Genomic DNA, 13,928 nt, shown 5'->3' with positions numbered 1-13,928 from the left:
TCAGCGTCCCGAATGAGCATGTCCTTCAGTCGAGCCACACGAGCATTGCATCTTCCGCCACAGCGGCAGCCTCGAAGAAGTGCGTCAGGCCGTCGTACCAGGGACGCCCCCACTCAAGCGCTCCGGGCTCATCCCATCCGAGGGGATAGGCCCCAGCCAGGGGATACACATCAGCCTTGGTCAGGTCGGCCGGATTCACGCCATCAAGGAGCTGGTCATACGTGGTGGCACGCAGCCCCCCCGCTGCAAGACGCACCCGCTCCGAGCGCAGGTACCTCGGCGGCCCGTAACCCCAGTCCTGATCCTCGGCAAACGGCTCCTCACCATGGATGACATCCACCCGGAAGTCGGCACGCGCCAAGAGGAAGCCCAGCATGTCCCAGGTCTTGGACGTGCTGAAGTGACGCGCCTTGGTCGGCGCAGGCTCTGACTCCTCCTCGGCGTCCTGGACCTCTTCGGCGAAATCCAGCGCCCAGTCGGGGTCCTGAATCGCCCGGTCAAGTTCAGCAGCCGTAACGCGCAGGTACTCACCGATCATGCTCATGGCCGGAGATTAGACGAGGCCTCTGACAGCGGTAGGCGGGCAGATCGTCTCAGTTTCCGTCTCATTCAGCCCCGTTCAGCAACGTTCATCTACGCCCCCGTCCCGGTCCCCACCTGGTGGCGAGCTGCCCATGAACCCAGGTGAACGCCCCTGCACACACCCCGACACCCCACCAACACAGTTGGAAAGCGTGCGCCGTCGAGCGCACAGCGGGCCTGGCACGGGCACGTTGTCAGAGGCTGGTGGGATCGTGCGCGCATGGACACACTCTTTGAGCTTCCCGAACCGGAGACGTCGGAACAGGCCGTCATCGCCCACTACCGCCTCAGTGACGACGAGTACGGCTCACGTGCTGAGCGCGAAGCGATATTCGACGCTGAGCGGGCCATGGCGGTCGCCGTCAAGAAGGCGGGAGTCGGCGAGGTCGACGGCAACGAGTTCGGTGGTGGCGAGGCCGTGGTGTACGCCTACGGCGCGGACGCAGAAGCGCTCTTCAAGGTCATGGAGCCGACCCTTCGCCGTCTGCCGTTCAGGCCCGCGCACGTCGTGTTGCGGCAGGGGAGCCGGGAGACAGAGTCCCGCGTGGATCTGTGATGCGGATGGTCGGCTGTTCGGACCGCAGACGCCTTCACGTGGAAGTCCCAGGGTGCGGACCATGGAGGTCGCGCGGATAGGTGCGCACAGAGCACCCAGATTGCGGTGCAGGAATTGGTCTGGGGCTCACGTGGAGGGTTGCCGATCCACAGCGGAGATCTCCGTGAACCTGTATCACCGTGGACCGATGAGTTTGACGCAGGTGGTTCGTCTGACCTGATGACGATCGACGACCGTACGAGCGGCATGGAGTTGATGACCTTGACGGATGACGCCTCTCTGCAACCTGCTGTAGCAGCCGAGTTCGTGGCCCTCGCCGACTTGCTCGGCTTCGCCTCCGATGCGCAGTGGGATACTCCATCTCTGTGCGAGGGGTGGCGGGTTCGCGAAGTCATCGCGCACATGACCATGGCGGCCCGGTACTCCCAAGAGGAGTTCATGGCCGAGTTGCGCCGCTGCGACTTTGACTTCAGCCGCTTGTCGAACCAGATCGCCCGCCGGGACGCCGAACTACCGACTGACAAGCTCGTCGCCAACCTGCGCGGCGAGGTGATGCACCACTGGACGCCGCCGGGTGGTGGGTACCACGGCGCGCTCAATCATGTAGTGATCCATGGCCTCGACGTGACCGTACCGCTTGGGGTGCCGCGCCGCTCACCCGACGAGACGATCCGGGTCGTCCTCAACGACCTCACCGAGGGCGGCGTGCACACACACTTCGGCATCAACATTGAGGGACACAGCTTCCAGGCCACCGACCTTGACTGGTCGTACGGATCGGGTCCGGCGCTGCATGGCGCCGCCGCAGACCTGGCACTCAGGCTCTGCGGTCGGACAATCCCGGATGGACGGCTGAAGGGCACACCGCTTTAAAAGTCCTGACAAAGTGAGTGGTGGACGAGTCGGCGCCAGCAGATGATGCCGCAGGCCAGGCTGAGGAAGGCTTCATGGATGTCGTCGCGGATTTCGCCGAGCGGCGGGATCTGCTGGGGACTCATGGGAAACAACGGTGTCGTTGAAACTCCCGGCCAAGGTCGCTGTGCCGACCTCACGGCTGACTGCCTCCTGGACCATCACTGGGCGCCTGACATGATCCGCGGTATGACGACGGATGGGGTTGCCGAAGCGCTTGATCGACACGTGCGCCAGTTCTTCGCCGGCCACTCGGTGGGGACGGCGTACTACGACCTGGGCGACGGGCGTCGCGGCATGGTCCGTGACCTGCGGATCCTTGAGGTCGGCCCTGGGCCACGTGGCAACTGCTGGACCTACGTCACCATCGGGTGCTGGGCGCGGGCCCACCATCAGGGACACGGCCTGGAGTTCATCATGACGGCGCCGGTCAGCGATCCGCGGTTCGCGGACGTGCTCGCGATGACGGCCTTCTACCACTGCGGCGGGCCGGAGCCTCACCTTCTTGATCTGGGTCACAGCCTGCCGATGGGGGAACCCTGGACGCCCGGATCGACCTGCGAGTATCTGCTTGTCAGCCTGCCCTACCTGCACGGGCCCGACCTTGAACGGTGTGACCTGCCAGACGGACACGCCCGCTTGCTCTGGCTGCTTCCGGTGACCGCATCCGAGATCACGTTCCGCAGAAAGCACGGAACCGAGGCCCTGGAGCAACTCTTCGACGAAGCCGAGATCAACCCCGTTGATCCGCGCAGGCCCGCAGTCGTCTAGGCAAGGGAATGTGGGGGCGCCGTCCACGGGTGCCCCAAATGCCGCGCAGAGTGCGTCACCGGACGCCCGGTGCCCCTCGTTCCGTCTGAGCGGATGCCGGCCCATGTTTCCCCAGCCGGTGGTCACGCAGCGAACGCGTCGACGAAGTCCTCTGCCGGATTCAGCGGTACCAGCCGTCTGCGGGTCAGTCCTCTCTTACGACTGTCACGACGTTCTCCAGTGGCTCTCCGGCGACGAAGCGGCCGATCTGGGAGCGCAGCAGGCGCTTGACCCGCGGCAGGAAGGCGGAGGTCGCGTTGCCCACGTGGGGGCTGATGAGCACTCCCGGAGCGTGCCACAGCGGATGGCCCGCGGGCAGCGGCTCCGGGTCGGTGACGTCGAGCGCCGCGCGCAGCCGTCCGACCTCCAGCTCGGCGAGCAACGCCTTGGTGTCGACGACGCGGCCGCGCGCGATGTTCACCAACAGGGCGCCGTCCCGCATGCGCGCCAGGAAGGCGGCGTCGACGAGGTGGACGGTGGCGTCCGTGAGGGGCATGGCCAGAATCACCACGTCAGCGCGGGGGAGCAGATCGGGTAGGTCCGCAAGGGCGTGAACCGGGCCCAGGGGCGCGCTTCGAGCGGTTCGCGCGACCCTCAGCACATCGCACTTGAACGGCGTGAGCCGGTCCTCGATCGCGCTTCCGATGGCCCCGTAGCCGACTATCAGCACGGAGCGGTCGGCGAGCGCGGGGCGGACACCGGAGCGCCACTCCTCGACGTCCTGCCCATGGACGAAGTGCGGGATGCCGCGCAGCGAGGCGAGGGTGAGGGTCAGCGCCAGCTCCGCAACGCTCGCGTTGTGCACCCCGTGGGCGTTGCACAGCACGGTGCCGGGCGGTACGTGACCGTGCACGTGATCGATGCCGGTGGTGAGGGTCTGTGACTGGAACCGTGAACGGACTCCGCGTGCCCGGGGAGCGAGAGCCATGGTGGCCGGTGACCCAGCCGACCCCGGTCACTGGTTCCCGTGAATCCACGTCCGGGCGAGTTCCGCGACCCAGGCGGCTGCCGCGTCGGAAGTCGGCGGGGGTGCGCCTACGACCACGAGTTCTGCGATACCCGCTGCGGCGAGTGCGGGCAGATGCTCCGGTGTGCCGTCGCTCAACGCGACGGCAACCATGAGTTCGTCGAAGGCGCGACCTTGGCGGGCGCACTCGTCGGAGAGGACGGCGACGCGCGAGCCGACGTCGGCCGCCGGGACATTGAAGCCGTACCAGCCGTCGGCGAGCGCGACCGCGCGGCGCAGGGCGGCGTCGCTGTTGCCGCCGATCATGACCGGGAGCCGGCCGCCGCGCAGCGGCTTCGGGTTGACCCGGATCGCGTCGAAGCGCGTGAACTCCCCCGCGAAGGAAGCCGGGTCCTCGGCCCAGAGAGTACGCATCGCGGCGAGGTACTCCTCGGTCCGCCGCCCGCGCCCGGCGAAGGGGACTCCGAGCGCTGCGAACTCCTCGGCCGACCAGCCGACCCCGACACCGAGGCTGAACCGCCCGGCTGAGAGCACGTCGAGTGTGGCGGCCTGTTTGGCGACCACGATCGGGTTGTGCTCAGGCAACAGAAGTACGCCGGTGGCGAGTTCGATCCGGCTGGTGACCGCCGTCGCGAAGCTCAGGGCGAGCAGCGGGTCCAGCCAGTCCGCGTCCGCGGGCACGGCGATCTCACCGTCCGCGGAGTAGGGGTAACGGGAGACGGGCGCATCCACGAGCACCACGTGCTCGCCGCACCAGAGCCTCGCGAAGCCGTGCGTCTCCGCGGCTGTGGCCACCGCTCGGATAACCTCCGGACGGGCACCGTCACCGATGCCGAGCGCGTGCAACCCCACTCGCATCCGCTACCTCCTGGCGTGACCTTAAGTGCGAAGCGCGGACGCGTTCGGGTGACGTGGCACAAGGCGGGTGGAGGCGGCGCGGCATGTCATCCGGACGGGCGAGACCACCGACGAGATCGGCGCGCCCAGGATCGCCGCGCTGGGAGAGATGCGCCGGTTCAAGGTGCCCGTGCCTCATGCGTGCCCCATCGTGCGGGGTACCCCGGGGAACCAGGGTGGGACCCGGTGTGGGTTGTGCTGTGAGGCGGAGCCGCCCATGGCGCAGTACTGCACGACCGAGCGCCGGGGTCCTCCCCGGGCCGTCCGAGGCGAATCAGCGTCTATACGCTCGGCGCTATCGGCCGTCGGTATGACCAGCAAACAAGGTGAGGACTTGAGCAGGCCGGCACCACGAAGGATGTCCCCTGATCCGCCGTGGGCGTGCGCAGCCGAGGGAGGAACGGGAGCCGGGCTCAGCGCCAGGACTATTGTCGCGGACATGGTCGGACATGATGCTCTCAGTGCCACCCGTGATGCCTACGACGCTGCTGCCTCCTTGTATGCGCGGCGGTTCCGCGACGAGCTGCGTGGCAGGCCCCTTGATCGCGCAGTCTTGAGTGCCTTCGCCGAGGTCGTCAGTGCGAGTGGCGACGGTCAGGTGGCGGACCTGGGATGTGGGCCTGGCCATATCACCGCTTGCCTGAGCGAGTTGGGGCTGGCGGCGTTCGGCGTGGATGCCTCTCCTGCGATGATCAAGTTGGCTCGACAGGCCTACCCGGACCTGCGGTTCGACGTGGGCTCGATGGCCGCGTTGGACATCGCCGACGGAATGCTGGAAGGCGTCCTCTCACGTTGGTCCATCATCCACACTCCACCGCAAGAACTCCCCGCCATCTTGGCGGAGTTCCATCGTGTGCTGGCACCTGGCGGCTATCTTCTGGTCGGCTTCTGGGCCGGCGATGACCCGTCTCACCCGCCACAGGTCTTCGACCACGCGGTTGCGCCGGCCTATCGGTGGTCGCCTGATCACCTCGCCGCGATGCTGCGCACGTCCGGATTGGCCGAGGTGGCCCGGATGGTTCGTAACCCACAGCCCGCCGACCGGCGGCAGTTCCAGGAGATTCACCTGCTCGCGCGCAAAGTCGAGGCCACGTCCACAGACCAATAGTGGCCGCCATCCCCTTGATGATGAGCTTGCAGCTCCTCGGAGGCCGGGCCGGCGGGACATCGGGTGAGACCGTTCAGATGGCTCTCATTTTCGCGTCGCACACTCTCGGCATAGGACGAGGGAGCCGGTCAGCGCACGGTGCAGCCGGCGTGCGTGCGCCGTCTGGGAGTGCGCCCGGGGCCGGTGGGCGGCCATGGTGCGACGCGCCTGCCTCGGAGTGGCAAGGGGCGCGCAGTGAACACTCGGGGGAACGACTGACATGAAGAGCCCGCTCTGGCGTCTGACCTTGCGGCTGCGACTGGGACTGTCCGCTGCCGTGGCCGTGGCCGTAGCGGTGAGTGCTGTCGCAGTAGCGTCATGGCTCGTCACCCGACAGCAGCTGACAGCTCAACTGGACTCGAACTTGGAGAGCGTGCAGGCATCGCCCTCGTATGTCCAGGATCTGCTGAGTCTGTGCGGTACGGAATTGCCGGACACGGGTCAACGCAGCGAAACGCCCACGCCCTACGTGGTGCAGGTCATCACCGCGGACGGGACGGTATGTGTCGCTCCTGGCAACAAGAAGATTGCCGTCGATGAGAGCGATCTCGCCGTCGCGCGGGGCATGCTCAGGTCGGCGGTGCATGACGCCACGTCGCAGGACGGGCAGAGGATGCGCGTTTCGACGACACATCCCGATATGCCCCCGCGGTTCTCGGGAGACTACGCGGTATCCATCGCGCAATCCCTCAATGTCGTGGACAAGCCCCTGAACAGTCTCGCCCTCTTCCTGCTCGGCTTCGCAGGACTCGGCGTCGTCGGCGCGGCCACGGCCGGGATAGGAATCAGCCGTGCCGGCCTGCGGCCGGTGGGACATCTCACGGATGCCGCGGAGCACATCGCACACACGCAAGACCTGACAGTTCGGATACCCGCCGACGGCAATGACGAGATCGCCCGGCTTTCCAAGAGCTTCAATGACATGACCGAGGCTCTCGCGACGTCGCGAGACCGCCAACAGCAACTCATCGCCGATGCCGGACACGAGTTGCGCACCCCACTCACATCGCTCCGCGCGAACATCCAACTCTTGATCAGGAGCCACAGGTCAGGCCGGAACCTTCCCGAAAAGGCCATGAATGACCTGCTTCACTCCGTGGAGTCTCAGGTGGGAGAACTTGCGGCCCTCATAGCCGACTTGCAGGAGCTCTCCCGGCCGGACACCACCCCAGACGAGACATCCCTGCATGTCGTCGCCCTGCACGAGGTGGCAAGACGTGCCCTGGAGCGTGTGAAGCTGCGGGGCAGTGAACTTGAGTTCACCAGTGACCTGGATGAGTGGTACGTGTTGTCCGAACCCTCCGCTCTGGAAAGAGCGGTGGTGAACCTGCTCGACAATGCCGTCAAGTTTTCGCCCGCCGGAGGCACCGTGAGCCTTCGGCTCAGCGACGGCCGGCTGACGGTGCGCGACCAAGGTCCGGGCATTCCCGCCGACGAGTTGCCGCATGTGTTCGACCGGTTCTGGCGCTCGCCGACAGCGCGCAGCCTGCCGGGAAGCGGTCTGGGCCTCGCCATCGTGGCCAAGGTTGTTGAGCAGGCCGGTGGCACAGTGACGCTGCAGCCCGCCGACGCTCAGGGGACCGAGGCGGTCATACGTATCCCCGGTACGCGCAACCCACCGTCAGCCATGGAGCCCGGGCGCGCGCGCTCCGAGGCAGCGGCGTAGTAGGGGAGCACAACACCTTCCACCGCACGGTCCGCGTGCGCGTTGAACACGTGCGCGCTCCGATGGAGGGTGGAAGAACCTCGGGACGTGGTCCTCGGTCTCGGCTGGCCCGCTCGCTGATCATGACGTCCGGTGTGACGTGACTGTCGGCGCGCTGTCGGGAGCCTGCTCGCGGCACCCGCAGCGCACGCCTGGTACGCAGACAGGCGACGAGCCCGCGCTTGAGCACTCGGCGTCCCTGGGTGCGGAGGGCCCGGGAGATCGCCTCGTGCGGGATGCGCGTGGAGCCATCGTCGGGGACGTCGGTCTTGAGCCGATGGGAGATCTGTTCCGGAGCCCACGACGTCGCCCACCGGCGGTCCTGATGCCGGGGCTTGTTCTGTCTCTCTCGCGGCAAGGGGCGACAAATCATGCGGGACCTGTCCACAGCATGCAATCTGGACATGGGGCGCCATCCAGCGGCGAGCAGCAGGGCAGGTGGCGGACGACCAGTGGGGAAGGGCCGACGCAGACAGGGTTCGGTGGGCGATACGACCGATCGGAAGGCGAGAAGCTCTATGGACGAATACCCACCGATATCGGAACACGGGCTCATCGGTGACCTGCAGACGGCCGCACTGGTCTCCTCCGAGGCGACGATCGACTGGTTCTGCAGTCCGCGGTACGACTCGCCGAGTATTTTCGGATCGCTCCTCGATCATCAGACTGGTGGCTACTGCAAGATCAGTCCTCGCGTGGAGACGTACGCGAAACGGCAGCACTATTCTCCGGACACCTGCGTGCTGGTCACCAGATTCCTCACCGAGCAAGGCGTGGCGGCGGTCATCGATTTCATGCCCCCGGTGCTGACGGGCAGGCCGACGAGGAACCACCGGCTGGTACGTCTGCTGCGGTGCGCGCGGGGCGAAATGGCGTTCAACATCGAGGTCGCGCCCCGGTTCGACTATGCACGGCAACCGCATGACGTCAACGCGACCGCGGAGGGCTGGGAATTCACCAGCGGAGATGAGCGTTTGGCCGTACACGTCGTGGATTCGCTCGGCGACAAGTGCGCGGGCGAAGGGCGGATTCGCGAGGGTGTGCTGCAGTTGACGGCAAGGCTGAGGGCCGGCGGTGCCAGCGGGGTGCTGCTGGAGACGGACCCCGACGGTCCGCCCCGCATCATTCCGCCGGAGGAGTGCGACCGGCTTCTGGAGGACACGGTCAGCTTCTGGCACGACTGGTTGGCACATTCCCGGTACACGGGTCGATGGCGGGAAATGGTCAACCGCTCTGCCATGACACTCAAACTCATGACCTACGCCCCCTCCGGGGCCATGATCGCGGCTCCCACGACCAGCCTGCCGGAACAGATCGGCGGCGAGCGCAACTGGGACTACCGCTACGCCTGGGTCCGGGACACCACCTTGTCCCTGCACGCTCTGCTCGGGATGGGTTTCACCGAGGAAGCCGCCGCATTCACGGACTGGATGGGCGACCGCGTCCGGGAACAGGCCAATGAGGGGGGACACCCGTTGAAGGTCATGTACCGGGTGGACGGCTCGGGGAATCTGGGAGAGGAGACCCTGGACCATTGGGAGGGCTACCGGGCCTCCGCTCCGGTACGCATCGGCAACGGCGCCGCGGACCAGTTGCAACTCGACATCTACGGGTCGGTGCTGGACTGCCTCCAACACGCCGACCAGCGCCGTCTGCAGACGAGCTACGCCAACTGGCAGGCGCTGACCCGCATAGTGGACTGGGTGTGCGACAACTGGGAGCGGCCCGAGGCGGGAATATGGGAAACCCGTGGTGGGGACAAGAACTTCACTTACGGTCGGGTCGCGACCTGGATCGCCTTGGACCGGGCCATTCGCATGGCGACCGCCAGAGGCCGTCCGGCCGAGCTGAGCGACTGGATCCGCCACCGCAATGCCGTTTACTCGCAGGTCATGGAACGCGGCTGGAGTCGGGAGCGCGCCGCGTTCACGCAGTACCTCGGCAGTGATGTCCTGGACTCCTCCCTCTTGGTCATGCCGGCGGTGGGGTTCATCGCCCCCAACGACCCCCGCTGGTTGTCCACGATGGAAGCGATCAAGAAGGATCTGGTGTCGGACAATCTCGTCTACCGCTATGATCCGGCCGCTTCCCCGGACGGGCTACGCGGTTCCGAAGGTACTTTCTCCGCGTGCACCTTCTGGTATGTCGAAGCCCTCGCTCTCGCCGGCCGTCTTCGAGAAGCCAGGCTCGTATTCGAGAGGATGCTCACATATGCCAATCATCTCGGACTGTATTCCGAGGAAATCGGGCTGACCGGCGAACAACTGGGAAACTTCCCCCAGGCGTTGACCCACCTCGCCATCATCAACGCGGCGCTGACCCTGGACGCCCACCTCGATGAGATGGCCGTGCCGGTCGTCCCGCGCTCCTCGCTCGTTCCGGGGCCGTACTGGGTGTCCGCTCGGTAGCCCCGTCCCCACCGGCCGGCGCCGCAGACCGAGCACGAGGGCATGGTCACCGGCCGCCGTCACGGGGGGCGGAACCGAGGACGCAGGCACCGTCGACGGGGCGGGGAAGCACTGGGACCACCGGAGCATCGGCCCCGCGCCCGGGCGCCCGCCGCACCGATCCCTCGAGCCCCCGGCCGAGGCGGACGACCGGCCTGCGGAATCTCAGGCTGCCGCGTGGCGACGGGGGCGGTGGCGGGAGGCGATGGTGGCGGTGAGGGCCTCGACGGCGTCGACGGTTGCGGCGCTCAGGGCGACGGCGTGGCTGGTCACGGCTCTGTCGGAACCGTAGGACAGCTCGGCCGGCAGGCCGGACCGGGCGGCGAAGGAGTCGAACACCGACCGCAGTGCTCCTGGGGCCACGGGCTCGGCTCCGGCGGCGGACCGGGCCAGGGCGGAGAGGTGTTCGTGCATCGGATCGGCCAGTTCGGTCAGCTCCGGCACGGTGTCGTGCGGAGTTCGCGGCAGGTGTTCGTGCAGCAGGGTGACGCACCGGGCGACCATGGACACCTGGGTGCTGATCTGCTCCAGCTGCGCGGTCGACCAGGGACTGTGGCGCTGGGTCGGTTCGGCGTGCGACTCCTTCACCGCGGTCTCCAGGTGCTCCCTGACCTGCCGTGATCGCGCCCGCAGCTCGTCGACGGCCGCCGGATCGGTCGCTCCGACGTCGGCATAGCCGGTCAGCAGCTCGGGGAGCAGCCGGTCCTGCACCCGCAGCCACTCCGCGAGCAGGCCCGGCAGCCGCCGGGTGGACCAGGTCGGCCAGACCAGGAAGATGAGTACGGCGAGCGCGGCGCCGACCACGGTGTCGGCGGCGCGTGCCCACGCCGTGGGCCCGGGCAGCCCGCCGACGTGGTGGATCAGGAAGACGATCCAGGCGGTCAGCCACAGGTTGAGCATCAGCTGTCCGGTCCGCAGGGTCACGAACGAGGCCGCCGCCAGCACCACCGACGCGACCGCAAGGCCGAGGGGCGACCAGTGCGGCAGGGACAGCGCCCAGGCGAGCAGACCGCCCAGCACGGCCCCGGTCGCCCGTCCCCAGCCGCGGGCGATGGTGTGCCCATACTCCGGGAAGAGCACCAGCATGGTGGTCAGGGCGACCCAGAAGCCGTGCGCGGAGATGCCCAGCCCGCCCCACCCGCCGATCGACCGGCCGATGACCTCGGCGACGCCCACGCCCACCGCGAGCCGCACCGCATGGCGGAAGATCGGCGACTGGGGATGCAACTGCGCCCGCATCCGCCGGGCGGCGCGTGCCGCGGAGGCGGTGCCCGCGTACAGGCCCGGCACCTCGGAGTGGGGTTCCAGCGCATCGCCGAGGCGGTCGTCGGTCGAGCGCAGGGCCAGCTGCTCGGCCGGCCGCAGCCGCGTGGCCAGGTCGCGCACGCTGCGCACGGGCGAGGCGGCCGCCCACGACTCCAGGACGGTCCAGACCTCCTCGGGGGTGCCGTGCTCGCGGCCGGAGGCCACCGTACGGGAGATGCCGTCCAGCACCTGAGCGGCGGCGGCCAGTACTTCCTGGCTCCCGGCCGCTGCCTCCGTGGGTGCCGTCAGCCGCACGGTCTGCAGCGCGCGACGGATGCGCTCGGCCTCTCCCAGCAGTCCGAACATGGCCGCCGCCGGAGGTCGGCTGAACTGCGGCAGCAGATCCAGGGCCTGCCGGGCCGCCGTGAACGGAGCGGACCGGGCCAGGGCGGCGGAGTCCGCCGCGACCGAGGCCTCGGCGAGTGCCCGGTACAGAGCCGCCAGGGCACGGCGCTGGGCGGCGAACCGAGGACCGTACGGCGGGAGCAGCTGGACCACCACGACGAGTCCGGTCCCGGTCGCGATCCACCCGGCGACCACCAGGCCGCCGTGCACGTCGGGAGCGAGATCACCCGTGATCATCAGCCCGATGAGCGTGAGGCAACCCCGGATGCCGGGCGCGACGCCCAGCGTCCGCCACAGTCCGGCGGCGAATGCCGCGAGCGCGAGCAGCAGGAGGAACAGCCAGGTGGTGTCGTGCACCAGGGCCCCCAGCACCGCCATCGCGCTGAAGACCGCGGCCATCCCGAGCGCGTTGACCACACGGTGCCGCAGTGGGCTCAGCAGCGTGCCGATGCCGCAGATGAACGCTCCGACGCTGGCCATGGCCCCGGCGACAGGGTCGTCCAGCAGCCGGCCGAGGACCGTGGCGAGCAGCACGGCCAGTACGGCCCGTGCGATGGCCGACGGAGCCGCGAAGACCTGCTGGACGCGCAGCCCCTCCCGGCCGATCGTGACCAGCGACGACCACCAGCGCATGTCCGGGGCTCCTTACTTCTCCGTATGGCCGAAGGTGAGGGGGAGACCGAGCTGGACGCGCTCGGTGACCCAGCGGGTCGGCCGGTGGCGAGGGTCACCCGTGGTGCGGTGGAGTCCCTCCTGCAGGGTGAGCAGTCGCCGCCGTCCGATCAGCTCGCCCCAGGCGAGCGGGCCGTGCGGGTAGCCGAGGCCGGCCGTGACCGCCGCGTCGATGTCGTCGGGGGTGGCGATCGAGCGCTCGGCGATGGATGCCGCCACCGAGACGATCGAGGACAGCAGCCGCTGGGCGACCGATCCCGCGGTGTCCCGGACGACCGTGACGGTCGCACCGGACCTGGTCAGGACGGCCTGCGCGTCGCGCACCACATCCGGGTCCGACGCGGGGGTCGTGGCCAGTACTCGGCGCGGCGTGTCGAGCGACAGAGCGTCAATGCCCAGGGTACGCCGGGTGGGCAGGCCGTCGCCGAAGACCGCAGCGGCCACGGTCGTACCCCAAGTGGGAACCAGGACGATCGCCCGGTCGGACGCCGACAGGTCGGCACCGGCCCGGGCCAAGGTCTGGCGCAAGGCGTCGGCGTCCGGTCCGTCACCCGCGACCTGGACCGGCCGGTCGGCGTCACCGGTGATCGGTTCCTCGGCCGGGGCGGGGGCGTCGGGAGCGTACGAGTAGAAGCCGCGCCCGGTCTTGCGGCCGTACAGCCCGGCCGCCACCCGGTTGGGTGTCAGGTAGGAGGCCCGGAGCCGGTCGGAGTAGCGGAAGCCGCGCCAGATCGAATCGATGACCGCGGCCGATACGTCCAGGCCGGTGAGGTCCATGAGCTCGAACGGCCCCATGCGCAGGCCCAGTACGTCGCGGGCGATCCGGTCGATTCCGACCGGATCGGCGACCGACTCCTCCAGCAGGGCCAATGCCTCGGTGGCCAGACCGCGGCCGGCGTGGTTGATCAGGAAGCCGGGGGTGTCGGCCACCGTCACCGCACGGTGCCCGGTCTCCTGGACCAGCTTCACCAGAGCGGGTGGGATGTCCGGGCGGGTCAGCTCTCCAGGGATGACCTCCACGATCTGCATCAACGGCACGGGGTTGAAGAAGTGCAGCCCGACCAGTCGCGAGGGGTCGGACAGCCGCGCGGCGATCTGGGTGACCGGCAGCGAGGAGGTGTTCGTCGCGAGGACGGTCCGGGCGGGCAGGATCCGCTCGAGCCGCTGGAACAGCTCCGCTTTGACGTCGAGGTCCTCCAGGACCGCCTCGATGACCAGATCCACGTCCTGGCCCGGTGCCATCGGCTCGTCCAGCGGGATCAGCCGTTCTGCCGCGGCCGTGGCGTCCACGGGTGCGATGCGGTGCTTGCTCGCTGCCCGCGCGAGCATGTGACGGACGAATTCGATCGCGTCCTGGACGGCTTCCTTGCGGGCGTCGGCCAGTTCGACGGTGTGACCGGCGGTGGCGGCCCACTGGGCGATGCCGCGGCCCATCACGCCGGTGCCGATGATTCTGATGTGCACGTGGGTCTCCTTTGGATCGGCGTGGACAGTCGGCTGGGACCGCGGGTTCGGCGCGGCCCTGTGCGCTCGGGTCGATACGCGTGTGCGACAGGCGCAGTTGTTCGCCTGTGCCCGACCGC

At 68.4% G+C, this 13,928-nt stretch carries 12 protein-coding genes and 1 pseudogene; 6 read left to right on the top strand and 7 right to left on the bottom strand.

Annotated elements, in window-relative coordinates:
- Nucleotides 1-25: 25 nt before the first annotated feature.
- Complete coding sequence (locus tag ACWDA7_RS01215; protein ID WP_450602130.1) at nt 26-544, bottom strand: YfbM family protein; 519 nt, start codon at nt 542-544, stop codon at nt 26-28.
- 258 nt (nt 545-802) lie between these two features.
- Here ACWDA7_RS01215 and ACWDA7_RS01210 point away from each other — a divergent pair, with 258 nt between their 5' ends.
- Together ACWDA7_RS01210 and ACWDA7_RS01205 are read left to right on the top strand one after the other, a co-directional pair.
- Complete coding sequence (locus ACWDA7_RS01210; RefSeq protein ID WP_450602129.1) at nt 803-1,138, top strand: hypothetical protein; 336 nt, start codon at nt 803-805, stop codon at nt 1,136-1,138.
- Nucleotides 1,139-1,357: 219 nt separating this feature from the next.
- Complete coding sequence (locus tag ACWDA7_RS01205) at nt 1,358-2,011, top strand: maleylpyruvate isomerase family mycothiol-dependent enzyme (RefSeq protein WP_450602128.1); 654 nt, start codon at nt 1,358-1,360, stop codon at nt 2,009-2,011.
- Here ACWDA7_RS01205 and ACWDA7_RS01200 read toward each other — a convergent pair.
- Nucleotides 2,008-2,136, bottom strand: a complete 129-nt coding sequence (locus tag ACWDA7_RS01200) for a hypothetical protein (protein WP_450602127.1) — start codon at nt 2,134-2,136, stop codon at nt 2,008-2,010. The genes ACWDA7_RS01205 and ACWDA7_RS01200 overlap by 4 nt on opposite strands.
- A 103-nt stretch (nt 2,137-2,239) precedes the next feature.
- Between ACWDA7_RS01200 and ACWDA7_RS01195 the strand changes: the two genes are divergently transcribed.
- Nucleotides 2,240-2,821, top strand: a complete 582-nt coding sequence (locus ACWDA7_RS01195; RefSeq protein WP_450602126.1) for a suppressor of fused domain protein — start codon at nt 2,240-2,242, stop codon at nt 2,819-2,821.
- Between the two features lie 184 nt (nt 2,822-3,005).
- Here ACWDA7_RS01195 and ACWDA7_RS01190 read toward each other — a convergent pair whose 3' ends face one another.
- Together ACWDA7_RS01190 and ACWDA7_RS01185 are read right to left on the bottom strand one after the other, a co-directional pair.
- Nucleotides 3,006-3,788: a 2-hydroxyacid dehydrogenase gene (locus tag ACWDA7_RS01190; RefSeq protein ID WP_450602125.1), complete on the bottom strand. Its 783-nt coding sequence runs from the start codon at nt 3,786-3,788 to the stop codon at nt 3,006-3,008.
- A 27-nt stretch (nt 3,789-3,815) separates the two neighbouring features.
- A complete protein-coding gene (locus tag ACWDA7_RS01185; RefSeq protein WP_450602124.1) occupies nt 3,816-4,685 on the bottom strand; it encodes an LLM class F420-dependent oxidoreductase in 870 nt (289 codons plus the stop codon).
- Nucleotides 4,686-5,163: 478 nt separating this feature from the next.
- Between ACWDA7_RS01185 and ACWDA7_RS01180 the strand changes: the two genes are divergently transcribed.
- Nucleotides 5,164-5,832, top strand: a complete 669-nt coding sequence (locus ACWDA7_RS01180) for a class I SAM-dependent methyltransferase (RefSeq protein ID WP_450602123.1) — start codon at nt 5,164-5,166, stop codon at nt 5,830-5,832.
- A gap of 259 nt (nt 5,833-6,091) precedes the next feature.
- A complete protein-coding gene (locus tag ACWDA7_RS01175) occupies nt 6,092-7,537 on the top strand; it encodes a sensor histidine kinase (protein WP_450602122.1) in 1,446 nt (481 codons plus the stop codon).
- 109 nt (nt 7,538-7,646) lie between these two features.
- On the opposite strand, the pseudogene ACWDA7_RS01170 reads toward ACWDA7_RS01175, so the two are convergent.
- Nucleotides 7,647-7,907 (bottom strand): annotated as a pseudogene (locus ACWDA7_RS01170) (IS30 family transposase); the annotation flags it as partial.
- 187 nt (nt 7,908-8,094) lie between these two features.
- Here ACWDA7_RS01170 and ACWDA7_RS01165 point away from each other — a divergent pair.
- Nucleotides 8,095-9,984 carry a glycoside hydrolase family 15 protein gene (locus ACWDA7_RS01165; protein ID WP_450602121.1) on the top strand — a complete coding sequence of 630 codons (1,890 nt, stop codon included), beginning with the start codon at nt 8,095-8,097 and terminating at the stop codon, nt 9,982-9,984.
- 204 nt (nt 9,985-10,188) lie between these two features.
- Here the strand turns inward: ACWDA7_RS01165 and ACWDA7_RS01160 are convergent, their stop codons facing one another.
- Together ACWDA7_RS01160 and ACWDA7_RS01155 are read right to left on the bottom strand one after the other, a co-directional pair.
- Nucleotides 10,189-12,306: an FUSC family protein gene (locus tag ACWDA7_RS01160; RefSeq protein ID WP_450602120.1), complete on the bottom strand. Its 2,118-nt coding sequence runs from the start codon at nt 12,304-12,306 to the stop codon at nt 10,189-10,191.
- A gap of 12 nt (nt 12,307-12,318) precedes the next feature.
- Nucleotides 12,319-13,809: a 3-hydroxyacyl-CoA dehydrogenase gene (locus ACWDA7_RS01155; RefSeq protein WP_450602118.1), complete on the bottom strand. Its 1,491-nt coding sequence runs from the start codon at nt 13,807-13,809 to the stop codon at nt 12,319-12,321.
- Nucleotides 13,810-13,928 lie beyond the last annotated feature (119 nt).

This window comes from Streptomyces sp. NPDC001156, from assembly GCF_053598275.1.
The sequence above is the reverse complement of the archived record's forward strand: the minus strand, read 5'-3'. Positions and strand labels throughout refer to the sequence as shown.